This window comes from Acidovorax sp. KNOB132, from assembly GCF_057541515.1.
In genome coordinates, this window is the sequence record NZ_BAAJYT010000029.1 from 1 (window position 1) to 24,029 (window position 24,029).

Genomic DNA, 24,029 nt, shown 5'->3' on the forward strand with positions numbered 1-24,029 from the left:
CGCGCACGCGGCGCGGGGCGGGCGGGTGCTGGGCATCTGCGGCGGCCTGCAGATGCTGGGCGAGGCCCTCATCGACACGCACGGCGTGGACGGCAACGCGGCGGGCCTGGGCCTGCTGCCGCTGGTGACGGCCTTCGAGCCTGCCAAGACCGTGCGCCACACCCGCACCGCGTTCGGCGCCGCGCACGGCGCCTGGCAGGCGCTGGCCGGCACGGCGGTGCAGGGCTACGAGATCCACCATGGCCAGACCGCGCAGCACCCGGCGATGGCTGCGGCGGGCGACGTGGCGCATGCCGTGATCCCGGGCCTGGCATGGCAGAACGCGCGCGGCAACGTGCTGGGGCTGTACCTGCATGGCCTATTCGAGGACGCGGGCATCCTGCGCGCGCTCTTCGGGGCCGACGCTCCCACGCTCGACGCCGTGTTCGACCGGCTGGCCGGCGGCATCGACACGTGGTTCAGCCCGCAGTGGCTGCAGGCCCACCGGGGCCGCGCATGACCCGGTGCGGAGCGCCAGCCACGGCGTGCGGCGCGGAAGCCTTTCCTGTTTTGTTTTTCCCACCGTTTTCGTGGAGTGAATGACCGATGACCCTTGCCGCCAACCCGCCGCTGCCCGCCGTGGCTCCGTTGTCCGATGAGGCCCTGGCCGCGCGCCTGCAGCACCTGCTGGACCACAAGACCAAGCCGCTGGGCGCCCTGGGCCGGCTGGAGTCGCTGGCGCTGCGCATCGGCCGCATCCTGGGCACCGAGGCGCCCGAGCTGCGCCAGCCGCAGATGCTGGTGTGCGCGGCCGACCATGGCCTGGCGGCACGCGGCGTGTCGGCCTTTCCGAGCGATGTGACCTGGCAGATGGTGGAGAACTTCCTGGCTGGCGGCGCAGCGGTGAGCGTGCTGGCGCGCCAGCACGGACTGGACCTGACCGTTGCCGACTGCGGCGTGGCGCGCGCCATTGCGCCGCGCGACAGCGCGCCGGGGCAGCCGCGCCTGCTCAGCCACTGCCGCGTGGCAGCCGGCACGGCCGATGCTTCGGTGGGCCCGGCGATGACCGCGGACCAATGCGCGCAGGCCATCGCCCATGGCAGTGCCATCGTGCGCCGTTTGCCGGGCAATGCCCTGCTGCTGGGCGAGATGGGCATCGGCAACACATCGGTCGCCTCGCTGCTGCTGTCGCGCCTGTGCGGCCTGCCGATCGGCGACTGCACGGGCGCGGGCACCGGCCTGGATGCCGAGGGCGTGGCGCGCAAGCGCGCGGTGCTGCAGCAGGCGCTGGAGGCCAATGCCGATGCCACCGAGCCCTTGCAGGCACTGGCCGCGCTGGGCGGGCTGGAGGTGGCCACCCTGGTGGGCGCAGTGCTGCAGGCCGCCAGCGAGCGCCGGGTGATCGTGGTGGACGGCTTCATCACCAGCGCGGCCGTGCTGGTGGCCAGCCGCCTGGCACCCGCCGTGCTGGAGCGCTGCGTGTTCGCCCACCGATCGGGCGAGCGGGGCCACACGCTGCTGCTGGGCGAATTGCAGGCCGAGCCGCTGCTGGACATGGGCCTGCGGCTGGGCGAGGGCTCGGGCGCTGCGCTGGCCTGGCCCCTGCTGCAATCGGCCTGCGCGGTGCTGCGCGAGATGGCGAGCTTCGAATCGGCGGGGGTCGCCGGCAAGGTGTGACCCGGGCGGCGCGCGTGCCGGAAAGCGTGCCCTGGCCTACCGGGCCGCGGGCCGGGCCAGCGCGACGAAGTTCTGCACGAAGGGCGAACGGTCGCCCTCGCGGTGGGCGACGGCCAGGCTCACCAGGGCCGACTGGCTGCTGAGCGAACGGTAAGCCACGCCCTTGAAGGCCAGGTGCCGCATGGAGGCAGGCACCAGTGCCACGCCCAGCTCGGCGGCGACCAGTGCGAGGATCGACACGATCTGCGGCGCCGTGGGGCCCAGTTGCGGCTCGAAGCCCGCCGCGCGGCAGGCCGCCACCGAGGCATCGAACAGGCTGGGGCCGAGCGGCCGGGGCGTGAGGATGAAGGGCTCGCCGCGCAACTTCAGCAGATCGATGCGCGGGCCCCTGCGCGAGGCGGCGTGGCTGGTCGGCAGCGCCACGATCAGCGGCTCGTCCGGATAGCGGTGAAAGTGCAGGCCCTGGGCGTCCAGGCCGTCCGGGCGCAGGATGGCGATGTCCAGCCGCCCGTCGCGCAGCCGCTCCACCAGGGTGAGGGAGTTGCCCTCGTCGATCCTGAGTTCCACCTGCGCGAATCCGCGGCGGTACGAGCGGATGGCCTGCACGACCACGGGATTGAGCGCGGACGAGCCGGTGAAGCCCAGGTGCAATACGCCCGCCTCGCCGCGCGCCGCCCGCTGCGCTGCGCGCACGGCGTCGAAGGTGCGCGCCGGCAGGCCACCCACACCGTCCAGGAAAGCGCGGCCCGCGTCGGTGAGCTGCGCGCCGTGCGGCACGCGGTGGAACAGCGGCACGCCCACCTCGGCTTCCAGGTCCTTGATCTGCAGGCTCAGCGGCGGCTGCGCGATGCCCAGGCGCGCCGCGGCGCGGGTGAAATTGCCTTCCTCGGCCACGGCGATGAAGTAGCGGATGTGGCGCAGTTCCATCGGGTATCTGAAATAGGTATGGTGATGAGATGAATCATATATTGGACATATATGAGGGAAGCGCCTAGATTCCAGCGCTGGCTGCCTTTCGGCGCAGCGCCTTTCCCTTGCCGCCTTGCTCTGCTGTCCATTGTTCGACCCATGCCTTCGTTGACCGCCTCTCCAGACCTCGCCCCGCCTTCCGCCATGCCCTTGGCCGAACCGTCCTCGGCTCGATCCACGCCGCCGGGCACATCCGCTTCGGGCTGGATCGCGCGCGGCTCCGCGGATTACCGGCGTGCCGCCGCGGCGCTGTTCCTGGCGGGCTTCGCCAGTTTTTCGCTCATCTACTGCGTGCAGCCGCTGCTGCCGGCGTTTGCCCGATCATTTGGCATCAGCCCCGCGCAGAGCGCCTTGCCGCTGTCGCTGACCACCGGCCTGCTGGCCGTGGCGATCGTGCTGGCGGGGGCGTTTTCGCAGGCGCTGGGGCGGCGCGGGCTGATGTTCGCCTCGATGGCGCTGGCCTCGCTGCTGAATATCGCCGCGGCCATCGTGCCCAGCTGGCATGGTCTGCTGGTGGCCCGCGCGCTGGAAGGGTTGGTGCTGGGCGGCGTGCCGGCCGTGGCCATGGCCTACCTGGCCGAGGAGATCGACCCGCGCCATCTGGCGCACACCATGGGCCTGTATGTGGCGGGCACGGCGTTCGGCGGAATGATGGGGCGCGTGGGCATGGGCGTGCTCACCGAATGGGTGAGCTGGCGCGCCGCGCTGGGCTGCCTGGGCGCGCTGTGCCTGCTGTCGGCCATCGGCTTTCTCGTGCTGCTGCCGCGGTCGCGCCACTTCACGCCCCAGCCCGGGCTGCAGATCCGCTACCACCTTCGGGCCTGGGGCGGCCACCTGCGCCACCGCGGGCTGCTGCGGCTGTTCGCCATCGGCTTTCTGCTGACGAGCATCTTCGTGACGCTGTTCAACTACGCCACGTTCCGCCTGTCCGGCGCACCCTACGGCCTCAGCCAGACGCAGATCAGCCTGATGTTCCTGGTGTTCGGCTTCGGCATCGTGTCGTCGTCCGTGGCGGGTCGGCTGGCGGACCGCCTGGGCCGGCGTGGGCTGCTCGCCGCGGGCTTTGCTCTTATGCTGGGCGGCACGCTGCTCACTCTGTCGCCGTCGCTGTGGGGCGTGTTCGCCGGCATCGCGCTGGTGACCACCGGTTTCTTCATCGGCCACTCGATCGCCAGTTCATCCATCGGCCCGCTGGCCGGGCTGACCAAGGGGCACGCGGCATCGCTCTACCTCTGGTTCTACTACATGGGTTCGAGCGTGGTCGGATCGATGGGCGGATGGTTCTGGCAGCACGGCGGGTGGCCGGCCATCGTGGGGCTGACGGGGGCACTGGCGGTGCTGGGCATCGGAATGTCGGCGGTGGGGCCGCAGGGGACCGGGCCGAAGGCGTGAACCGGGCGGCGGTGGGCAAGGCGCCGCCGTTTTGCGGCAGGGGCTCTTCAGTTCACGAACCACCGCCCGTTGCCGTCGCTGAGCAGGAAGTACTTGAAGGCGCCCTGCAAGGTGCTGCCGATGCCGTTGCCGCTGAAGCTTGCATTCACGATGGTGTCCGCGCCCGAGGCCTGCAGGATGACCGACGCGCCGTTCTGTGGATCGAGGGTGATGATGGTGAGCGTCTGCCCCGCCACGTTCGCGGGGGGCAGGTTCAGCGTGCTGCCGCCCTGGGCCGCGTAGTAGACCCCTCCGGTCGGGGTGCTGGGCACGGTGGAGCCCGATGTCAGGGTGCCGCCCTGTACGAGCTGCCCGGGCTGCACCCACACGCCGTCCGAGCGCAGGTAGGTTCGGGCCGCGGCGGAGGCACCTCCCTGCAATTTGGACACGCTCACCGCATCGTCGGCCAGCTTGACGTTGGTCACCGCCGAGTCCAGCAGCTTGAGCGTGGAAATCGCCTGGTCGGCCATCTTGCTGGTGGTCACGGTGCCATTCGCCACCTTGCTGGTGGTGATGGCATTCACGGCAATGTTGGCATTGTTGACGCTGAGGTTGGCGATCTTGTTGCCGGTGATGGCGCCGTCCGCGATGGTGAGCACGCCGGCATTGCTCAGGCTCGCGTCTCCCGTCAGCGTGACGGGAGCCTGCGGACTGAAGGGCGCGGACGACGACGTCAACGTGATCTGCCCACCAGCCGTGCCGTTGGCATAGCCCTCGCCCGTGGCACCTGTCGACCCGGTCGCTCCCGTCGCACCGGCGGCGCCTGTCGGCCCGGTGGCTCCGGTGGCTCCGGTGGCTCCGGTGGCGCCAACGCCCGTGCCAGCCCCCGTGCTGCAGCCTGCTGCCGCTGCTCCAGCCCAAGCCGCAGCCCCTGCCCAGCCGAATGGCGCCATGCCACGGGTCCAGGCATTCACCCTGCCGGTGGACGAGCTGAACCAGGTCGCCCAGACCTCGGGCCTGCAGTGGGTCAACTCCGATGCGGAGAAGATCGCCGCCGCGCAGGCCGCCATCGCGGCCGAACCGCGCCCGGTCCATGTGCCGCGCGAACGCCCCCCGGTGGTGGCGATCGATGAAGGCCCGCTGGTGCTGGTGGAAACGCGCCGCGACCTGCGAGACCTGACGCTGCCGTTCGAGCAGCCGCCCGCCGCCTGATGCGGCGCCGCCGGCCCGCGGTGCAATGCCCCGGGCCGGTTGTCGTCTTTGCTGGAAAGCCCGCTGCCGGGCTTTCCACTTCCCCCTCCGAGGTCACCGGACCATCGCGACCCCCATGCTGTTCCTGCTGTCTCCCGCCAAATCCCTGGACTACGACACGCCCCTGCCCGAGGGCGTCGGGCACACGCTGCCGCAGTTCGTCCCCCAGTCCACCCGGCTCATCGAAGTTCTGCGGCAGAAGTCGCCGCAGGACGTTGCCGCCCTGATGGGCATCAGCGACCCGCTGGCCGCGCTGAACGTGGCGCGGTATGCCGCATGGCGTCCGAAGTTCACCGCGGCCAATGCACGCCAGGCCGTTTTGGCCTTCAACGGCGATGTGTACGAAGGCCTGCAGGCCCGCTCGCTCACGCTGGATGAGCTGGACTGGGCCCAGCGCCATGTCGCCATCCTGAGCGGCCTGTACGGCGTGCTGCGCCCGCTGGACCGCATGCAGCCCTACCGCCTGGAAATGGGCACCCGGCTCACCACCGATGCGGGCGCCAACCTGTACCAGTTCTGGGGCGCGTCGATTGCGGAGCACCTCAACCGGCAACTGGCGGCCGACGCCACGCCGGTGGTCGTCAACCTGGCGTCACAGGAATACTTCAAGTCGGTGGACCGCAAGGTGCTGAAGGCGCGCGTCATCGAATGCGTGTTCGAGGACTGGAAAGGCGGGGCCTACAAGATCATCAGCTTCCACGCCAAGCGGGCGCGCGGGCTCATGGCGCGCCATGCCATCCAGCACCAGGTGACCACACCGCGCCAGCTCGAGGGTTTTGACCTGGAAGGCTATGCTTTCGCCAGTGCCGCCTCCACGCCGGAGCGGCTCGTGTTCCGCCGCAAGGCCGCCTGAGGGCGGATGGCCCCGCGCCCCCCGGCCCCGACGATCGACTGGATTCCTCTTCCCGAAACGCCAACGCCAACGCCACTGACGCCCACCACGCCATGCCCGCACGTTCCCGCCAGACCACCTCCTCCGCCCCGGCCGATGCCCCGTCCCAATCCGTGACGCCGGAGCTGCGCGAATGGATCATCGCGCAGGCCCAGGCCGGTTTTCAGGCGCCGGTGGTGCTCCAGTCGATGCTCGACGCGGGCTGGCGGGAGGACGTGGCCGCGCACGCCATGGAGCATGTGCTGCGCGACCACCTGGAAGCGCTGGCGGTGCAGCAGGGGCAGCCTCCCGCCTCGCGCGTGCCCGAGCCGGCCGTGGGCGAATCGCCGCTCTTCATCGACGTGGGCGACCGCCAGGTCGAGGTGCTCATGTCCATGGCCCAGCCCCGCGTGGTGCTGTTCGGCAACCTGCTCTCGCCCGAGGAGTGCGAAGCGCTGATCGCCGAAGCCGAACCGCGCATGGCGCGCTCGCTCACCGTGGCCACGCGAACGGGCGGCGAAGAGGTGAACGACGACCGCACGAGCGACGGCATGTTCTTCCAGATCGGCGAGAACGCGGTGGTGCGCCTCCTGGAAGAGCGCATCGCCAAGCTGGTGAACTGGCCGCTGGAAAACGGCGAAGGCCTGCAGGTGCTGCACTACCGCCCGGGCGCGGAATACAAGCCCCACTACGACTACTTCGACCCTGCCGAGCCCGGCACGCCGACCATCCTGCGCCGCGGCGGGCAGCGGGTGGCCACGCTGGTGATCTACCTGAACAACCCGGACAAGGGCGGCGGCACCACCTTCCCCGACGTGCACCTGGAGATCGCGCCACGCCAGGGCAACGCGGTGTTCTTCAGCTACGAGCGCCCCCACCCGTCCACGCGCACGCTGCACGGCGGCGCGCCGGTGATCGCCGGCGAGAAGTGGATCGCCACCAAATGGCTGCGCGAACGCAAGTTCGAATGAAATCGGCTTGACGCCCTAGTTCTCATTGCCTCCATAGCTATTAAATTAATAGCAAACAGAAACACGGAGTTCCATGAACACCCCCGAACAATCGCAGTTGGGTCGCGCATCCGCCTATGCGGACCAGTACGACGCCGCCCTGCTCTTTCCGATTCCCCGGGCCGGCAAGCGGGCGGAGATCGGCATTGGCGATACACCGCCCTTCTTCGGCGCCGACCTGTGGACGGCGTTCGAGCTCTCCTGGCTCAACCCGCGCGGCAAACCGCAGGTGGCGATCGCCCATGTGACGGTGCCGTGCGAGACGCCGAACATCGTCGAGAGCAAGTCGTTCAAGCTCTACCTGAACAGTTTCAACAACACGCGCTTCACGGACGCCGCCGAGGTGCAGGCCCGCATCCGCGCCGACGTGAGCGAAGCCGTCTGGCGCGGGGCGGCCCATGCAGGCACGGTGGGCGTGAAGCTGCTGCAGCCCGAGCTGTTCGACCGCGAGCCCGTGCAGGAACTGGACGGCTTGCTGCTCGACCGCCTGGACGTGGAATGCACGCAGTACACGCCGGCCCCCGAGCTGCTGTCGGCCAACCATGCCGAGACGCCGGTGACCGAGGCGCTCACGAGCCACCTGCTCAAAAGCAACTGTCTGGTGACCGGCCAGCCGGACTGGGGCAGCGTGCGCATCCACTACAGCGGCCCGCAGATCGACCAGGCCGGGCTGCTGCAGTATCTGGTGAGCTTTCGCAACCACAACGAATTCCACGAGCAGTGCGTGGAGCGCATCTTCATGGACGTGTGGACGCGCTGCAAGCCGATCAAGCTGTCGGTGTATGCGCGCTACACGCGCCGCGGCGGGCTGGACATCAATCCGCTGCGCACCAGCCACCCGCAGGCCCTGCCGCCCAACGTGCGCACGGCGCGCCAGTAAGAGGGCCAACAGAACCCTGGTGGCGCCGTTGCCGCTGCGCTGCGCCTCAGTTGCTGGCGCGGCGCAGCAGGCTCACGCGCTCGGCGATGGCGTCGATGTCGAGCCCGTCTTCCACGCGCGCCAGGTACGTCTCCAGGTCGGCCACGGCCAATGCCGTGTCGCCCCGCTCCGCATGGGCCAGGCCCCGGTCCCGCCACTCGCCCCAGGCGTCGGGCAGCAGCACGATGAGCCGGTCCTGCACGGCGACCAGCCGCGCCCAGTCCTTTTGCGAGCGGTGGATCTCCTTGAGGTTGCGCAGCATGCGCGCGATCACATCGCGCGGCGGCGCCGCCTGCAGGTACAAGCCGAGCGGAATGTCGTAGTCGTCCACCAGGCCGTTGCTGCGGTGCCGGTAGGGCTCCAGGCGCTCGGACAGCTCTTCCCGTGACAGCGACTGGCCCGTGGTCGGGTCCATTACCACCTGCCCCTTGGGCAGCAGCACCTTGATCATGAAGTGACCGGGAAACGAGACGCCGCGCGCATGCAGGTCCAGCCCCTGGGCCAGTTCCATCCACACCAGCGCCAGCGAAATCGGAATGCCCCGCCGCGTGCGCAGCACGGCATTGAGGTAGCTGTTCTCGGGGTCGTAGTAATCGTTGACGTTGCCCGCGAAGCCCAGGTCGCCGAAGAAGAACTGGTTGAGCGAGCGCAGGCGCTGCAGCGACGACGCATCGGCGGGCAACCGCCGGCGCAGCCGGGCAAGGAGCTGATCCACGTCGCCGAGCAACTGCTGCACGTCCAGCTCAGGGTACTCGTCCTGCGCGATGGACGCCGCCGCCTCCAGCAGGGGAAACTGGTCGTCACTGCGCACCAGCGTGGCGAAGTACTCCAGCGGAGTGGGAAGTGAATAGCTCAGGGCCATTGGAGGGTTGTAAGGGGCGTGCCGGGCCGAGTCAAGCGGGGTTCCGAAGGGACGAAACCCGGCGCGAAGGCGGTCAGCGGCGCAGCAGTTCGCGCAACTTGAGGCCCGCCGCCCAGAGCGCCCCGAAATACAGCACTGCCGCGCCGCCCATCAGCAGGGCCAGGAGCCCGGCGCGCTGCCCCTCGTGCGCCCGCAGGGCCAGCCAATCGAAATGGCGCGCGCCCCACATCAGCAGCACCGCCAGCAGGGCGCTGGCGGCCACCACCTGCAGCGCCAGCCGGGCCCATCCGGGCTGGGGCTGGTAGGTGCCGCGCCGCAGCAGGCCGATCAGCAGCCACAGCGCATTGATCAGCGCCCCGAGGCCTATGGACAGCGCAAGGCCCGCATGGTCGATCAGCGGCACCAGCGCGGCATTCAGGAGCTGCGTGACCACCAGCACCACGATGGCAATGCGCACCGGCGTGCGGATGTCCTGGCTGGCGTAGTAGCCGGGCGCCAGCACCTTGATGGCCACCAGGCCCAGCAGCCCCGCGCCGTAGCCGGCCAGGGCCAGGGCGATCTGGCCGACGTCGCTGTCCTGCAGCGCGCCGTGGTGGAACAGCGTGGCCACCAAGGGCTCGGCAAAGGTGAGCAGGCCCACCGCGCACGGCACGGACAGCACCACGACGATGCGCAGCCCCCAGTCGAGCATGGACGAGTAGCGGGCGGCATCGCCGGCCGCCTTGGCGGCCGCCAGCTGCGGCGTCAGCACCACGCCCAGCGCCACGCCCAGCAGCGAGGTGGGAAACTCCATGAGCCGGTCGGCGTAGAACAGCCAGGTCACGCTGCCCGGCGCGAGGTACGAGGCGATCTGCGTGTTGATCATGAGCGAGATCTGCGCGACGCCCACGCCCAGCAACGCCGGGCCCATCAGGGTGAGGATGCGGCGAACGCCCGGGTCGTGCCACGCCGTGCGAATGGCCCCGGGAGTGAGCCCGATGCGCGGCAGCAGGCCCAGCCGGAACAGCGCGGGCAGTTGCACCGCCAGTTGCGTGATGCCGCCGAGCATCACGCCGCCGGCCATGGCATAGATGGGCTCGATGCCGCGCGAAGCCAGCTGCGGCGCGCCCAGCCAGGCGGCGGCGATCATGCAGACGTTGAGCAGCACCGGCGTGGCCGCCGGCACGGCAAAGCGCTTCCAGGTGTTGAGCACGCCGGCCGAGAGCGCCACCATCGACATGAAGCCGATGTAGGGGAACATCCAGCGCGTCATGACCACGGCGGCATCGAAACCGCCCGCGCTCTGGCGCAGGCCGCTGGCGAGCAGCCACACCAGCAGCGGCGCCCCCAGCACGCCCAGCACGCAGGTCAGCAGCAGCACCCAGAACAGCACCGTCGCGACGCTGGCGATGAGCCGGCGCGTGGCATCGTCGCCGTGCTGGGCCTTGTGCGCCGCGAGCACGGGCACGAAGGCCTGGCTGAAGGCCCCTTCGGCGAACAGCCGGCGAAACAGGTTGGGAATGCGGAAAGCGACGTTGAAGGCGTCGGTGAGCGCGTTGGCCCCGAACAGCGAGGCCATCAGCAGATCGCGCACCAGGCCCGTCACGCGGGAGGCCAGGGTCAGCAGGGAAACGGTGGAGGCGGCTTTGAACAGGGACACGGCCGCGAGTGTATGCGCTGCGCTCCACCCGGCCCGCGGTCCTTGGAATGCCAGCCCTTGAGGCTTCACCGAAGGGCGCCGCCTGTATCGCTTCGAAAGACCCCGGCGGCCTACCCCAAGTCGCTGGGCTATAATCGCGGGCTTTGCTGACATCATCCTCAGACACTTAAGGAAAATTTACCATGGCATCTGCCAAGCCCAAGAAAAAGAACCCCCGTCTCGCCTCCGGCCGCAAGCGCGTCCGCCAGGACGTCAAGCTGAACGCCGCGAACACCTCGCTGCGCTCCAAGTACCGTACCGCGGTCAAGAATGTCGAGAAGGCCGTCCTGGCCGGCGACAAGACCAAGGCCACCGAACTGTTTGCGAAGATGCAAGCCGTCGTCGACACCATCGCCGACAAGGGTATCTTCCACAAGAACAAGGCCGCTCGCGACAAGAGCCGCCTGTCCGCCAAGGTGAAAACCCTGGCACTGGCCGCCTGACCTTTCAGGCAAACAGCCCGGACGGCCCTGCCGTCCGCCGTTTGTAACGGGTGCGCTGTCAGCAAAACGAAAGAACCGCCTTCGGGCGGTTTTTTTGTGCCTGAAATACGGCCAACCCAATATCCATGCGGGTTTGCGGCGGGTGATCCCCTTTTTCTCGGGCCGAATTCGTGAAACTTTGATTTTTGTCAGGGTCTTTACCTAATGGGACAATTCCCGATGTCAGGGAGCGTCAATTTTTGATAAGCGAAAGCCTGCCGATTGCGCGCAGGCTTTTTCAATTGCAATCAGTCCAACCAAATCTATGAAAAAGTCGATCAAAGCGTTGTTCGGCGCCGTTGTGGTGCTGATCCTTGCGGCCGTCCTGTTCCTGTATTGGCCGCTCTTTCCCCGCTCCGTTCCTCCTGCCGAGAACGACCAGCCCGTCGACGTCGTGATGGTGGGCGCGGGCGTGATGAGCGCCACGCTCGCCACGTACCTGCAGGAGCTGCAGCCGGATTGGAAGATCGAAGTGTTCGAGCGCCTGGACGGCGTGGCGCTGGAAAGCTCCAATGGCTGGAACAACGCCGGCACGGGCCATTCGGGCTTCGCAGAACTGAACTACACGCCCGAGCTGCCCGATGGCACGATCGAGACCAAGCGCGCCGTCGGCATCGCCGAGCAGTTCGAGGTGTCGCGCCAGTTCTGGGCGCACCAGATCGGCCGCGGCAACATGCAGTCGCCCGAAACCTTCGTGAACCCCACGCCGCACATGAGCTTCGTCTGGGGTGACGAGAACATCGAATACCTGCGCAAGCGCCGCGAGGCCCTGGTCAAGAACCCCCTGTTCTACGGCATGGAGTACTCGGAAGACCAGGCGCAAATCCAGAAGTGGGCGCCCTGATGATCGAAGGGCGCGACCCCAAGCAGAAGGTGGCCGCCACCTTCATGCCCCTGGGCACCGATGTCAACTACGGCGCCGTGACCAGCCAGCTGGTCCAGGGCCTGCGCAAGAGCCCCAACTTCCAGCTGCACCTGCAAAACGAAGTGCGTGCGCTGCGCCAGAACGACGACAAGACCTGGAACGTGACCGTGGCCCACCTGGGCGACGGCGGCAAGGAGCGGACCGTCAAGGCCAAGTTCGTCTTCGTGGGTGCCGGCGGCGCCGCGCTGCAGTTGCTGCAGGCCTCGGGCATTCCCGAATCGAAGGATTACGCCGGCTTCCCGGTGGGGGGCCAGTTCCTGTCCATCGAGAACCCCGCACTGACCGCCCGCCATACGGTGAAGGCGTACGGCAAGGCCGCCACGGGCTCGCCCCCGATGTCGGTGCCCCACCTGGACGCCCGCAACATGGACGGCCAGCCCGTCGTGCTGTTCGGACCGTTCGCGCTGGCCACCAGCAAATTCCTCAAGCAGGGCTCCTGGTTCGACCTGTTCTCTTCCGTCACGCACGACAACCTGGTGGGCATGCTGCGCGTGGGCATCCACAACCTGGACCTGGTCAAGTATCTGCTGCAACAGGCCGAGCTGACCGATGACGACCGCCAGCGCGCGCTGCAGGATTACTTCCCCAACGCCAAGCGCGAAGACTGGAAGCTCATCACCGCGGGCCAGCGCGTTCAGGTCATCAAGCGCGACCCCAAGGAGGGCGCGGTGCTGCAGTTCGGCACCGAGATCGTGTCCGACAAGGACGGCACCATCGCCGCCCTGATGGGCGCATCGCCCGGTGCCTCCACCGCCCCGCACATCATGCTGAACCTGATGGCCAAGGCCTTCCCCCAGCAGATGACGGACACCGGCTGGAAGGCGCGCCTGAAGGAGATCATTCCTTCCTACGGCCGCAAGCTCAACGAAGACCCGGCCCTGACCAACGAGATCCGCCGCATGACCAGCAGCGCCCTGCACCTGCCCTACCTGGACGTGCCGGCCACCCTGGGCAAGACGGCGGCGACGGCGGCCGGCGCAGCGCCCGCGCAGCCCAAGGCGCCGGAGGCCGCAGGCCCCAAGACGAACAAGGAAATGCAGGCGCTCTGACGCCTGCGCCCCGCCTGCGCGGCTCCGGCCGCGCCTGATCGCCCCGCTACTGCGACGCCGCAGTGCGGGGCTTTTTCCATGGCGGCGCAGGCCATCTGCGGTGGGTCGGCTCGGATTGGGTCGGGCGTCGAAAGCGCGGATCGCAAGGCGCTCCCCAGCCCGCCTTCCGACGCCCATGAAAAAAGACCCCGAAGGGGCCTTTGACGTTCTTTTCGGCCGCCCCTGACGCCGGGGCGCTGCGGCATGGTGCCGTCAGCCTTTGCGGGCAGTACCGGGCGCTTCGTCGGGCAGCAGACAGGCCTCGGCCACCTGCAACTGGTTGTCGCGCGCGAAGTTCATGACGAAATCCCAGGCCATGGGTTCGTGGCCCTGCAGGTCGCGGTGCACGATCACGCACTTGATGCCATTGAGCGTGGTGGGCACGCACCAGGGCGAATAGCTCAGGTGGCTGCCGGGGCGGGCGCCACCGGGACGGAATTGGCTCATGACCCCCGCCAGGCGCTCCGCCCAGTCGCTGGGGCGGAAGGTTTTCCCGTCGAGGGTGATGCCCTGGATGAAAACTTCTTTGGAGGTGGGGGAAACCATCAGGATCGGGGGTCGTTGGGGGGAAGTCGCCGCAGGATCGCCGCATGGCGCGCCACAGGCCGGCATTCTAACTCTTATATAAGAGCTAACCCATCCAAAGACCCCTGGATCGGCGCTGGCCGGCGCATGGCTGTGATGCGCAATCGTCAACAGCCATGCAAAGCCCTGCCCCTAGAATCGTGCTTCGTTTTGCCGGCCACGAGCCGGCTCAGCCCCCTCCCCCTTTCGCACTGCCCTTCTCTGGAGATTTCCGCATGACCGCTTCCGCCCCGGCCGCCTCGCCCCACGTGATGAACACCTACGGCCGCCTGCCGATCGCGCTGGAACGTGGCCAGGGCGTGCGCGTGTGGGACGTGGACGGCAAGCAATACATCGACGCGCTCGGCGGCATCGCGGTCAACACGGTGGGCCACAACCACCCCAAGCTGGTGCCCGCGCTGCAGGAGCAGATCGCCAAGCTGATCCACAGCTCCAACTACTACCACGTGCCCCTGCAGGAGCAACTGGCCGCCCAGCTGGTGGAGCGCTCGGGCATGACCAACGTCTTCTTCTGCAACTCGGGCCTCGAAGCCAACGAAGCCGCGCTGAAGCTGGCCCGCAAGTTCGGCCACGACAAGGGCATCGACAAGCCCGTGGTCGTGGTCTATGAAAAAGCCTTCCACGGCCGCTCGATCGCCACGCTGTCGGCCACCGGCAACCCCAAGGTGCAGGCCGGGTTCGGCCCGCTGGTGGAGGGCTTCATCCGCGTGCCGATGAACGACATCGACGCCATCCGGCAAGCCACCGAAGGCAACCCGAACGTGGTGGCCGTGTTCTTCGAGACCATCCAGGGCGAAGGCGGCGTGAACCCCATGCGCATCGACTACCTGCAGCAGCTGCGCCAACTGTGCGACGAGCGCGACTGGCTGATGATGATCGACGAGGTGCAGTGCGGCATGGGCCGCACCGGCAAGTGGTTCGCGCACCAGTGGGCCGGCATCGTGCCGGACGTGATGCCCCTGGCCAAGGGCCTGGGCTCGGGCGTGCCGATCGGCGCCGTCGTGGCCGGCCCCAAGGCCGCGAACATCTTCGCGCCCGGCAACCACGGCACCACCTTCGGCGGCAACCCGCTGGCCATGCGCGCCGGCGTGGAAACCATCCGCATCATGGAAGAGGACGGCCTGCTGCAGAACGCCGCCGTCGTGGGCGCGCACCTGAAGGCCGCGCTGGAGCGCGAACTGGGCGGCCTGCCCGGCGTGAAGGAAATCCGCGGCCAGGGCCTGATGATCGGCGTGGAACTGACCAAGCCCTGCGGCGCGCTCATGGGCCGCGCGATGGAAGCCGGCCTGCTGCTGTCCGTGACGGCCGACACCGTGATCCGCATGGTGCCGTCGCTCATCCTCACCCAGGCCGAGGCCGACGAAATCGTGGCCCTGCTGGTTCCCCTGGTCAAGGCGCTGCTCGCCGAATGAACGTTCCGTTATGAAGCATTACCTGCAATTCAACGATCTCACCGCCGACGAGTACGCCTACCTGTTCAGCCGCGCGGCCGTCATCAAGGGCAAGTTCAAGAGCTACGAGAAGCACCACCCGCTGACCGACCGCACACTGGCCATGATCTTCGAGAAGGCCAGCACGCGCACCCGCGTGAGCTTTGAGGCCGGCATGTACCAGCTGGGCGGCAGCGTGGTGCACCTGACCACCGGCGACAGCCAGCTGGGCCGCGCCGAGCCCATCGAGGACAGCGCGAAGGTCATCAGCCGCATGGTGGACCTGGTGATGATCCGCACCTACGAGCAGACCAAGATCGAGGCCTTCGCCGCCCACTCCCGCGTGCCGGTCATCAACGGGCTGACGAACGAGTTCCATCCCTGCCAGATCCTCGCGGACATCTTCACGTACATCGAGCACCGCGGCACCATCCGGGGCAAGACCGTCGCCTGGGTGGGCGATGGCAACAACATGGCCAACACCTGGCTGCAGGCGGCCGAGCTGCTGGGCTTCACCGTGCACGTGAGCACGCCGCGCGGCTACGAGATCAATGAGAAATTGGCCCTCGGCGCAAATGGTTCTAAGGCACATAGCTATAAGTTCTATAGCAACCCGCTGGAAGCCTGCGCTGGCGCCGATCTGGTGACCACCGACGTGTGGACCAGCATGGGCTACGAGGCCGAGAACGAAGAGCGCAAGAAGGCCTTTGCCGACTGGTGCGTCGATGCCGAAATGATGGCGGCGGCCAAGCCGGACGCCCTGTTCATGCACTGCCTGCCCGCCCACCGTGGCGAGGAAGTCGAGGCCGACGTGATCGACGGCCCGCAGTCCGTTGTGTGGGACGAGGCCGAAAACCGCATGCATGCGCAGAAGGCACTCATGGAATACCTGCTGCTCGGCCGCATCACCAGCTGATCGCCGAAATCGCCACGTCCTCCTCCGCCCCAGCCGCCGCCGCATGAAGCCCAGCCAAGGTGAACTGCTGGCGCGCTGGCAGGCCCTGGGCGCCGCGCTGGAGCGCGCCGGCCCCGCATGGACCGCCGAGGGCCGGCGCCTGCTGCGCCACTGGAGCCGCTGGCCCCGCGCCTACCACGACACCCGCCACCTGCACGCCTGCCTCCTGCACCTGGAGGCCGTGCAGGCCGCCCAGCCGACGGCGCTGCAGCAGCCGCACGCGGTCGAGCTGGCCCTGTGGTTCCACGACGCGATCTACTGGCCCTGGAGCGGACACAACGAAGAACGCAGCGCGCAATGGGCGCGTCGGTTCCTGCTGGCCCAGCGGTTGCCCGAGGGCCTGGTGCAGACGGTGGAGCGCCACATCATGGACACGCGCCACAACCCCGATGCGCCACTGGAGGGCGACGCGTGCTGGGTGATGGACATCGATCTCGCCGTGCTGGGCGCCCCGCCCGAGGTGTATGGCGAATTCGAGCGCAACGTGCGGCGCGAATACCGGTTCGTGCGCTGGCCGCGCTACGTGGCGGGGCGCACCGCGGTGCTGCGGTCGTTCATGGATCGGCCACACGTCTACGCGACCCCCTGGTTCAGGGCGCAACGCGAAGCGCAGGCACGTGCCAATCTCCAGCAGGCCGTTGCGGCGCTCGGGCGGGGTGTGCTGTTCGGCGAATGATTTGTGTGACGGGAGTCCGTTTGCTTACGCTTACACATTGAGCCCAAATCTGGCGTCGCAAATCAGAATGAAGTCCTTGCAGCTCCACTACCATTCCGCCAGGAGGAAAAATGCTCAATATCAATGCTCAAGGGATGGTTAGCGGAAACTCGAAAATCAAGGCACGCAGGTTCTCATCGATCGAAAGATCAGAAATGAACAAGGTCTCTGGAATCATCGTCCATCAAACAGGATCCCCAACAGAGAACTCGACGTTCAATAGTTATCGAAGCGCCAACGCAAACGGTGCGCACTTTTTGATAGGCAAAGAGGGATCCATTTATCAGACGGCTTCGATTCTCCGTCGAACAAATCACGTGGGTCCGCTGAAAGCGCGTTGCTTGGCCGAACTCAGATGCAGTCCTGCCGAGATCGCCCAATACAAAAAAGCCAGTCCAACCACTATGCACAAAGCGGAAATGACCAAAGTGGTTCCAGGACGCTATCCGTCCAACGCAGACAGCATCGGTATTGAAATCGTAGGCATGGCTTCACTGCCGTCTGGAATCAAAATGCCTGCAGGATTGAGTACAGAGCAACAGCGCGCGTTTTTTAGGAAACAACGCGGTTTATGAGGCGCTGACCAACCACCAACAGGTCGCCCTTCAATACCTAATCGATGCGCTTTCCGAAACACTGCACATCTCGAAAGCCGAGGTGCATCGTCATCCTGAGGTGAGCCGGAAAAATGCTACGGAAGCTGCCACGGCGACATGGCAATGACCATCAAGCACTTCCTGGCTTCGGCCCTTTTTGCAGGCGCAGGCATCGCTTCGTTCGCCTCTCCGACGAGCGATTTCGACAAGACGCTCCAGCCCAAGAAATACCGTCTCGGCCCGATCAAGTCAGTCGTGGTGCAGGACCGCACTGCCAAGGGTTTCGGCGCGGAGGCCGACTGCGGGCACCTGGCGATCGACGAGAAAAGGGTGCGTTTCTTTTTGGCGAATGCCCGGTTCCGCAGCGAGTATCAATACAGCCAGGAACTGCAGACCGGCGATTGCAACGCACAGGCCAGGGTGATATTCCAGGATGGCCGAATCGCCAAAGTCTCCATCGACAACTGGACGGGGTGGGGCGCGATCACGGCCCGGGGAGCGACCTACTTTATGCGGTGCGAAGCCTGCACCGACATCCTGGAAAGCAGCTTTCCATTCGATGCCCGCAAGCCGGCCCGGCCCTGAGTCGGTCTGGAGGTCTAACGCACCAAAGCATTCCTTCGAATGGCTTGTCAGAAAAGCGCATCGGACCGGGGCTGCCACCACCATCACGCCATGACCATTTGCCTGCCGCAACGCTTGCATCACGCAAAAATCGCAGCCTTCATTTCGATGCCTGCATTGGCGATTGCCTGCAACGTTGCAACCGCAGCGCCACAGGCCACGACCACCCGCTGTGGCTGGTTCGACCAGCCGACACCCGGAAATGCAACGCTCGTGGACAAAGCGGGGGAATGGACGGTGGGAATGCAGGGCGGCCACCAAGCCGAAGGTGACTGGCCCGTGTTTCCCAAAAACAGGTGGGTGGCAACCGGATCGGGCAGCGCAGGATACGGTTGCGCGTGCCTCGAAAGCAGCACGCGCGCCGATACGAAGGAAGTGACCCGAATCGTCTCGTGGCGTGCGTTGCCCCTGAAGACCTGCCGACGCGACAAGGCGCTGATGGGAAAGGAGCCGGAAAACCCTCTGCGCCAGCCATGAAACATGGGGGCGTTCCGCCGATGCCGCCCTACTTCGGCACCGAAGAACGGCTGCCCGGCATCTGCACGACCTGCTCCTGGCCCACCGCACCGCCGCCCGTTCCGCAGCCGCCCGAATCGCAGCTGCTGCAGCCCCCGCAACTGCTCGACTGCGCCAACGCCGGGTGCACGCGGTCCAGGCGGGCGCGCCAGCGGGCGGGCATCCACTTCCACACCATGTAGGCCACGGCGAGGGCGACGATCACGCCGACGATGATTTCCTGGGCCATGGGCTCAGCCTCCTCCCAGCGCCAGGGCCAGGCGATACGTGATAAAGCTGGCGGCGTACGCCAGCGCGAACAGGTAGCCGGTCATCAGCAGCGGATAGCGCCAGCTGTTGGTCTCGCGGCGCACGGCGGCGATGGTCGAGATGCACTGCGGAGCGAAGACAAACCACGCCAGCAGCGACAGCGCCGTGGCCAGCGACCAGCTCTGGGCGATCAGCGGGCCCAGTTGGGTGGCCACTTCCTCGCCCGTGGCCGAGAGGGCATACACGGTGCCCAGCGCCCCCACCGCCACTTCGCGCGCGGCCATGCCGGGCACCAGGGCGATGGCGATCTGCCAGTTGAAGCCGATCGGCGCCACCAGCACCTCCAGCACGCTGCCGATGCGGCCGGCGAAGCTGTACTGGATGGCCGCGCCCGTGGCGCCCTCGGGCGGCGCGGGATAGGTGGAGAGGAACCACAGCAGGATGGTGACGGCCAGGATGATGCCGCCCACGCGGCGGATGAAGATCAACGCGCGCTCGTACAGGCCCTGCGCCAGGCTGCGCACACTGGGCCAGCGGTAGGCGGGCAGTTCCATCAGCAGCGGCGCGTGGCCGGCGCCCCGGCGCGCGAGGCGGGCGACCGCCGCCACGGCCATGGCGCTCACGATGCCGCCGAAGTACAGCGCGAACAGCACCAGGCCCTGCAGGTTGAACACGCCGCCCACGGTCTGCTCGGGGATGAACGCGCCGATGAGCAGGGCATACACCGGCAGGCGCGCGGAGCAGGTCATGAGGGGCGCGATCATGATCGTGACCAGCCGGTCGCGCCAGTGGGTGATCGAACGCGTGGCCATCACGCCGGGCACAGCGCAGGCAAAACTCGACAGCAGCGGAATGAACGACCGCCCCGACAGTCCCACCGTGCCCATGACGCGGTCGAGCAGGAAGGCCGCGCGCGGCAGGTAGCCGGAGTCTTCCAGTGCCAGGATGAAGAAGAACAGGATCAGGATCTGCGGCAGGAACACCAGCACCCCGCCCGCGCCCGCCAGGATGCCGTCGGTGAGCAGGCTGCGCAGCACGCCGTCGGCCATGTGCGCATTGATCCAGGCCGACAGCCCGTCCACGCCGGCTTTGATGGCGTCCATGGGCATCGCGGCCCAGCTGAACACGGCCTGGAACATGAGGAACAGCGTGACGGCCAGCAGCAGCAGGCCCCACACCGGGTGGAGCACCACGGCATCGATGCGGTCGTCGTTGCGCAGGCTGACCGCGGGCTCGCGCACGGCGGCGGCCATGATGCGGCGCACCTCCTGGTGCAGCTGCAGCACCTGGGCGCGCAGGTCCACGCCCACCGCCCGGTGCACGGACGCCGTGCCCGCCAGCGCCTGCGGCGCCTGGGTGTCGAGCCACTGCAGCAACTCCTGCGCGCCGTCGCTGCGCACGCCCACGGTGGACAGCACCGGCATGCCGAGTTCGCGTGAGAGCGCTTCGCGGTCGATCTCGATGCGCTGGCGCGCCGCCATGTCGCTCATGTTGAGCACCAGCACCATCGGCAGCCCCAGCGCGCGGGCCTCCAGCACCAGGCGCAGGTTCAGGCGCAGGTGGGTGGCATCGGTCACGCAGACCAGCAGGTCGGGCACGGCCTCGCCGGGCCGCTCGCCGGTGACGATGTCGCGCGTGACGGCTTCGTCGGCGCTGTGGGCGTTCAGGCTGTAGGCACCGGGCAGGTCCAGCACGCGCACGCGGCGGCCGCTGGCGGTGTGCAGCAGGCCTTCCTTGCGCTCGACGGTCACGCCGGCGTAGTTGGCCACCTTCTGGCGGGCGCCGGTGAGCAGGTTGAACAGCGCGGTCTTGCCGCAGTTGGGATTGCCCAGCAACGCGATGCGCAGGGGCGACGTGGCGGCCCCGCTCATGCGGTCGCTCCGGCCTGCACATGCACCAGCGCGGCCTCGTGGCGGCGCAGTGCGAAGGTGGCCTGCCCCACGCGCACGGCCAGGGGATCGCCGCCGGGGAAGCCGCTGGCCACCACGCGCACGGGCTCGCCGGGCAGAAAGCCGATTTCCATGAGGCGCTGGATCACCGCGCGTTCCTGTTCGTTGCGGGCCGGCTGCAGCGCCGTCACATGGGCGTGCACCTGCCGCGGGAGGCGGTCCAGGCCCGTGGCGGCGGGCAAGGCGGTGCCTGGGGCCAGTGCAGGGCCCGAAGATTCTTCAGTCATCTTCATCGGATTGTTATGAATGAGTTTAGTTCTCATTTTAGGCCGCATCCTTTCGGCCGGCTTGAGGCGCATCAGCCCCGGATGCGATGCGCTGCCGGGCCAGCCCATGCGCCCGAGCCCGCACAATGCCGGTTTTGCGCCGATATGCCCCCCCTGCCATGACCCATCCCTGCCTGAGCTGCGGCGCGTGCTGCGCGAGTTTCCGTGTCGATTTCTCGGTGCATGAATCGCAGGAGACGGGTGGCAGCGTGCCGCAGGGCCTGGTGGTGGAGGTGACCGACCAGTTGCGCCGCATGCGTGGCACCGACCACGCGTCGCCGCGCTGCGCCGCCCTCACCGGCACCGTCAGCGTGCGCGCCGCCTGTGGCATCTACGAATGGCGGCCCTCGCCCTGCCGCGAATTCGAGGCGGGCAGCGATGCCTGCCGCCGTGCACGCCAGCGCCATGGCTTGGCGGCGCTGCCGGACAGCGCGATCTACTGATTGGGGATGGATCGCACCAGCCGCGGCGCAGGCCGCTGGTGCTACGCCGGCACGGGCAGGCCGCCGACCTGGCCCTTGAACTCCTGCAACGAAAAATACGAGTGCATGTGCCGCACGCCCGGCAGGCGGTGCAGGCGGCGCTGCAGCAGCTCGGAATAGGCGTCCAGGTCTTTCGCGACCACGACGAGCATGAAGTCCTCCGGGCCCGAGATGCCGTGGAACATGACCACCTCGGGGATCGCGCACACCGCCTCTTCGAAGGCCTGGGACGAGATCTCGGTCTGGTGGTCGATGCCCACCATCACGAACGCCATCACCCCGAAACCCAGCGCGCGCCGGTTGAGGCCCGCGTGGTAGCCGCTGATGACGCCGTCGTCTTCCAGCCGCTTCACCCGGCGCCAGCAAGGCGACTGGGACAGGTGCGCCATTTGTGCCAGTTCGCCCGAGGTGAGCCGGGCATTGCCCTGCAGGGCTTCGAGCAATTGCTTGTCGGTGCGATCGAGGGAGGCGGCCTGCATGATTTGTTCTGTTTTCGGATTTAAAAGAATGGATTATTCAATTTTTACCGATGCAGAGGATAACCCCTTTGGAAAACACCCCCGATGCGCATAGCATGCGCGCCATGAACACGAATTCACCCCGGCTGTGGGACATTTCGGCGCCGGTGCATGCCGCCACGCCGGTCTTCCCCGGCGACACGGCCTACACGCAGCAGTGGTGCGCCACCATCGGGCCCGGCTGCCCGGTGAACGTGAGCGCCATCACGCTGTCGCCCCATGTCGGCTCGCATGCCGATGCCCCGCTGCACTACGACCCGGACGGTGCTTCCATCGGCGAGGTGCCGCTGGACGCCTTCATCGGCCCCTGCCGCGTGATCCATGCCATCGGCGCGGGGCCGCTCATCGAATGGGTGCACCTGGCCCATGCCGTGCAGGACCTGCCGCCGCGGGTGCTGGTGCGCACCTACCAGCGCATGCCGGTCGATCGCTGGGACGGGGCCCTGGCCGCCTACGCGCCCGGCACCATCGAGCGGCTGGCGGATCTGGGCGTGGTGCTGGTGGGCATCGACACCGCCAGCATCGACCCGGCCGACAGCAAGACGCTGGACAGCCACCAGGTGATCCGCCGCCGCGGCCTGCGGGTGCTGGAGAACCTGGTGCTCGACGAGGTGCCGGAGGGCGACTACGAACTCATCGCCCTGCCTTTGAAGCTCACTACGGCCGACGCCTCGCCGGTCAGGGCCATATTGCGCCCATGCCGTTGATTTCATTGCCCCGATTGCTATCATTTTTGATTAAACAGAGCCTTCCATGACGACCTTGCAAGACTGCCGCGCACTCGATGCGCAGGACCCCCTGGCCCCGCTGCGCGCGCACTTCGACCTTCCCCCCGACGTCATCTACCTGGACGGCAATTCGCTCGGCGTGCTGCCCCAAGCCACGGCGGCCCGTGTGGCCGACGTGGTGACGCGCGAGTGGGGCACGGACCTGATCCGTTCGTGGAACACGGCCAGCTGGTTCGACCTGCCCCAGCGCCTGGGCAACCAGCTCGCGCCGTTCATCGGTGCCGGTGCCGATGAGGTGGTGTGCACCGACAGCACGTCCATCAACCTCTACAAGGTGCTGAGCGCGGCACTCAACATCGCCCGTGAAGAGAGCCGGGGCCGCCGGCGCGTGGTGAGCGAGCGCAGCAACTTCCCCACCGACCTCTACATCGCCGAGGGACTGTGCAAGGAGCGCGGCCTGGAACTGGTGCTGGTGGAGCCCGAGGAGATCACCGCCTCGCTCACCGGCGAAGTGGCGGTGCTGATGCTCACCCACGTGAACTACCGCACCGGCGCCATGCACGACATGGCGGCCCTGACGGCGGCAGCGCATGCGGCCGGCATCCTCACGGTGTGGGACCTGGCGCACAGCGCCGGCGCGGTGCCGGTCGACCTGCAGGGCGCCGATGCCGACTTTTCCATCGGCTGCGGCTACAAGTACCTGAACGGCGGCCCCGGTGCCCCGGCCTTCGTGTGGGTGCACCCGCGCCATGCCGACCGTTTCTGGCAGCCCCTGTCCGGCTGGTGGGGCCATGCGGCGCCGTTCCAGTTCACGCCCGGCTACCAGCCCGCGCCCGGCATCACGCGCTACCTGTGCGGCACGCAGCCCATCATCAGCCTGTCGGCCCTGCAATGCGGCCTGGATGTGTTCGATGCCGCGCAGCCGCTGGGCGGCATGGCCGCGCTGCGCGCCAAATCGCTGGCGCTGACGGACCTGTTCATCCAGCTGGTGCAAGCGCGTTGCGGCGACCACGGCCTGGGCCTGGCGACCCCGCGCGAACACGCCCGGCGCGGCTCGCAGGTGTGCCTCACGCGGGACGAAGGCCAGGGCCTTCACGGCCAGGGCAGCGGGGCCTACGCGATCGTGCAGGCGCTCATCGCGCGCGGGGTGATCGGCGACTTCCGCAAGGGCGACGGCGGCCAGGGCCCGCACAAGGACATCCTGCGCTTCGGCTTCACGCCGCTGTACATCGGCTTCGAAGACGTGTGGAATGCGGTCGAGCATCTTCGCCAGGTGCTCGACGGCGCCGAGTGGCAGCGCGCCGAGTTCAACCAGATCAACGCGGTGACCTGAG

General features: G+C 67.8%; 24 protein-coding genes and 3 pseudogenes. 18 read left to right on the forward strand and 9 right to left on the reverse strand.

What is annotated here, in order from left to right; translation table 11 throughout:
• Both AC27IO_RS06905 and cobT read left to right on the forward strand, forming a co-directional pair.
• Positions 1–499: pseudogene (locus AC27IO_RS06905) on the forward strand (cobyric acid synthase); the annotation flags it as partial.
• Positions 500–585: 86 nt separating this feature from the next.
• Positions 586–1,656: a nicotinate-nucleotide--dimethylbenzimidazole phosphoribosyltransferase gene (gene cobT, locus AC27IO_RS06910; RefSeq protein WP_498738057.1), complete on the forward strand. Its 1,071-nt coding sequence runs from the start codon at positions 586–588 to the stop codon at positions 1,654–1,656.
• Positions 1,657–1,692: 36 nt separating this feature from the next.
• Here cobT and AC27IO_RS06915 read toward each other — a convergent pair whose 3' ends face one another.
• A complete protein-coding gene (locus AC27IO_RS06915; protein ID WP_498738059.1) occupies positions 1,693–2,583 on the reverse strand; it encodes a LysR family transcriptional regulator in 891 nt (296 codons plus the stop codon).
• A gap of 186 nt (positions 2,584–2,769) precedes the next feature.
• On the opposite strand from AC27IO_RS06915, the gene AC27IO_RS06920 reads away from it, so the two are divergent.
• Positions 2,770–4,017 (forward strand): MFS transporter, encoded by a 1,248-nt coding sequence (locus AC27IO_RS06920; protein ID WP_498738061.1) that lies wholly within the window; start codon positions 2,770–2,772, stop codon positions 4,015–4,017.
• Between the two features lie 47 nt (positions 4,018–4,064).
• Here AC27IO_RS06920 and AC27IO_RS06925 read toward each other — a convergent pair whose 3' ends face one another.
• Positions 4,065–4,733 carry a hypothetical protein gene (locus AC27IO_RS06925; protein WP_498738063.1) on the reverse strand — a complete coding sequence of 223 codons (669 nt, stop codon included), beginning with the start codon at positions 4,731–4,733 and terminating at the stop codon, positions 4,065–4,067.
• Between the two features lie 55 nt (positions 4,734–4,788).
• Between AC27IO_RS06925 and AC27IO_RS06930 the strand changes: the two are divergent.
• The 4 genes and pseudogenes from AC27IO_RS06930 to queF form a co-directional block, all read left to right on the forward strand.
• Positions 4,789–5,208 (forward strand): annotated as a pseudogene (locus AC27IO_RS06930) (Rne/Rng family ribonuclease); the annotation flags it as partial.
• Positions 5,209–5,323: 115 nt separating this feature from the next.
• On the forward strand, positions 5,324–6,100 hold the full coding sequence (yaaA, locus tag AC27IO_RS06935) for a peroxide stress protein YaaA (protein ID WP_498738065.1): 777 nt from the start codon (positions 5,324–5,326) through the stop codon (positions 6,098–6,100).
• A 92-nt stretch (positions 6,101–6,192) separates the two neighbouring features.
• A complete protein-coding gene (locus AC27IO_RS06940; protein WP_317359152.1) occupies positions 6,193–7,089 on the forward strand; it encodes a 2OG-Fe(II) oxygenase in 897 nt (298 codons plus the stop codon).
• Positions 7,090–7,162: 73 nt separating this feature from the next.
• Positions 7,163–8,008 carry an NADPH-dependent 7-cyano-7-deazaguanine reductase QueF gene (gene queF, locus AC27IO_RS06945; RefSeq protein ID WP_284430036.1) on the forward strand — a complete coding sequence of 282 codons (846 nt, stop codon included), beginning with the start codon at positions 7,163–7,165 and terminating at the stop codon, positions 8,006–8,008.
• A 46-nt stretch (positions 8,009–8,054) separates the two neighbouring features.
• On the opposite strand, the gene AC27IO_RS06950 is transcribed toward queF, so the two are convergent.
• Complete coding sequence (locus tag AC27IO_RS06950) at positions 8,055–8,909, reverse strand: SirB1 family protein (protein WP_284430035.1); 855 nt, start codon at positions 8,907–8,909, stop codon at positions 8,055–8,057.
• A 73-nt stretch (positions 8,910–8,982) separates the two neighbouring features.
• Positions 8,983–10,548 carry a murein biosynthesis integral membrane protein MurJ gene (murJ, locus tag AC27IO_RS06955; protein WP_498738069.1) on the reverse strand — a complete coding sequence of 522 codons (1,566 nt, stop codon included), beginning with the start codon at positions 10,546–10,548 and terminating at the stop codon, positions 8,983–8,985.
• Positions 10,549–10,730: 182 nt separating this feature from the next.
• On the opposite strand from murJ, the gene rpsT reads away from it, so the two are divergent.
• Positions 10,731–11,030 (forward strand): 30S ribosomal protein S20, encoded by a 300-nt coding sequence (rpsT, locus tag AC27IO_RS06960; protein WP_272551520.1) that lies wholly within the window; start codon positions 10,731–10,733, stop codon positions 11,028–11,030.
• A gap of 304 nt (positions 11,031–11,334) precedes the next feature.
• Positions 11,335–13,043, forward strand: a pseudogene (mqo, locus tag AC27IO_RS06965) (malate dehydrogenase (quinone)).
• Between the two features lie 252 nt (positions 13,044–13,295).
• Here mqo and AC27IO_RS06970 read toward each other — a convergent pair.
• Positions 13,296–13,628 (reverse strand): DUF3579 domain-containing protein, encoded by a 333-nt coding sequence (locus AC27IO_RS06970; protein ID WP_284430032.1) that lies wholly within the window; start codon positions 13,626–13,628, stop codon positions 13,296–13,298.
• Between the two features lie 254 nt (positions 13,629–13,882).
• Between AC27IO_RS06970 and AC27IO_RS06975 the strand changes: the two genes are divergently transcribed.
• The 6 genes from AC27IO_RS06975 (at position 13,883) to AC27IO_RS07000 (ending at position 18,464) form a co-directional block, all read left to right on the forward strand.
• Positions 13,883–15,079, forward strand: a complete 1,197-nt coding sequence (locus AC27IO_RS06975) for an aspartate aminotransferase family protein (RefSeq protein WP_487113105.1) — start codon at positions 13,883–13,885, stop codon at positions 15,077–15,079.
• A 10-nt stretch (positions 15,080–15,089) separates the two neighbouring features.
• The gene (gene argF, locus AC27IO_RS06980; RefSeq protein ID WP_317359143.1) at positions 15,090–16,013 is read left to right on the forward strand and encodes an ornithine carbamoyltransferase; all 924 of its coding nucleotides are present in this window, start codon (positions 15,090–15,092) and stop codon (positions 16,011–16,013) included.
• Between the two features lie 43 nt (positions 16,014–16,056).
• On the forward strand, positions 16,057–16,728 hold the full coding sequence (locus tag AC27IO_RS06985) for an HD domain-containing protein (protein WP_498738072.1): 672 nt from the start codon (positions 16,057–16,059) through the stop codon (positions 16,726–16,728).
• Positions 16,729–16,838: 110 nt separating this feature from the next.
• Entirely contained in the window at positions 16,839–17,342 is a 504-nt protein-coding gene (locus tag AC27IO_RS06990; RefSeq protein ID WP_498738074.1) for a peptidoglycan recognition protein family protein, read from the forward strand.
• Positions 17,343–17,486: 144 nt separating this feature from the next.
• Positions 17,487–17,948 (forward strand): hypothetical protein, encoded by a 462-nt coding sequence (locus AC27IO_RS06995; protein ID WP_498738076.1) that lies wholly within the window; start codon positions 17,487–17,489, stop codon positions 17,946–17,948.
• Positions 17,949–18,038: 90 nt separating this feature from the next.
• On the forward strand, positions 18,039–18,464 hold the full coding sequence (locus AC27IO_RS07000) for a DUF4087 domain-containing protein (RefSeq protein ID WP_284407066.1): 426 nt from the start codon (positions 18,039–18,041) through the stop codon (positions 18,462–18,464).
• 28 nt (positions 18,465–18,492) lie between these two features.
• On the opposite strand, the gene AC27IO_RS07005 is transcribed toward AC27IO_RS07000, so the two are convergent.
• From AC27IO_RS07005 to AC27IO_RS07015, 3 genes are read right to left on the reverse strand one after another with little or no spacing between them, the layout of a single operon-like run.
• On the reverse strand, positions 18,493–18,732 hold the full coding sequence (locus AC27IO_RS07005; protein WP_284407067.1) for a hypothetical protein: 240 nt from the start codon (positions 18,730–18,732) through the stop codon (positions 18,493–18,495).
• A 4-nt stretch (positions 18,733–18,736) separates the two neighbouring features.
• Positions 18,737–20,623 carry a ferrous iron transporter B gene (gene feoB, locus AC27IO_RS07010; protein ID WP_272567822.1) on the reverse strand — a complete coding sequence of 629 codons (1,887 nt, stop codon included), beginning with the start codon at positions 20,621–20,623 and terminating at the stop codon, positions 18,737–18,739.
• On the reverse strand, positions 20,620–20,934 hold the full coding sequence (locus AC27IO_RS07015) for a FeoA family protein (RefSeq protein WP_498738079.1): 315 nt from the start codon (positions 20,932–20,934) through the stop codon (positions 20,620–20,622). The genes feoB and AC27IO_RS07015 overlap by 4 nt, the downstream gene beginning before the upstream one ends.
• 152 nt (positions 20,935–21,086) lie before the next feature.
• Here AC27IO_RS07015 and AC27IO_RS07020 point away from each other — a divergent pair, with 152 nt between their 5' ends.
• Positions 21,087–21,410: a YkgJ family cysteine cluster protein gene (locus AC27IO_RS07020; RefSeq protein WP_498738081.1), complete on the forward strand. Its 324-nt coding sequence runs from the start codon at positions 21,087–21,089 to the stop codon at positions 21,408–21,410.
• Positions 21,411–21,451: 41 nt separating this feature from the next.
• Here AC27IO_RS07020 and AC27IO_RS07025 read toward each other — a convergent pair whose 3' ends face one another.
• Positions 21,452–21,928, reverse strand: a complete 477-nt coding sequence (locus AC27IO_RS07025) for an Lrp/AsnC family transcriptional regulator (RefSeq protein ID WP_272551503.1) — start codon at positions 21,926–21,928, stop codon at positions 21,452–21,454.
• Between the two features lie 104 nt (positions 21,929–22,032).
• On the opposite strand from AC27IO_RS07025, the gene kynB reads away from it, so the two are divergent.
• Positions 22,033–22,674, forward strand: a complete 642-nt coding sequence (kynB, locus tag AC27IO_RS07030) for an arylformamidase (protein WP_498738084.1) — start codon at positions 22,033–22,035, stop codon at positions 22,672–22,674.
• Positions 22,675–22,720: 46 nt separating this feature from the next.
• The gene (gene kynU, locus AC27IO_RS07035; protein WP_498738086.1) at positions 22,721–24,028 is read left to right on the forward strand and encodes a kynureninase; all 1,308 of its coding nucleotides are present in this window, start codon (positions 22,721–22,723) and stop codon (positions 24,026–24,028) included.
• Position 24,029 lies beyond the last annotated feature (1 nt).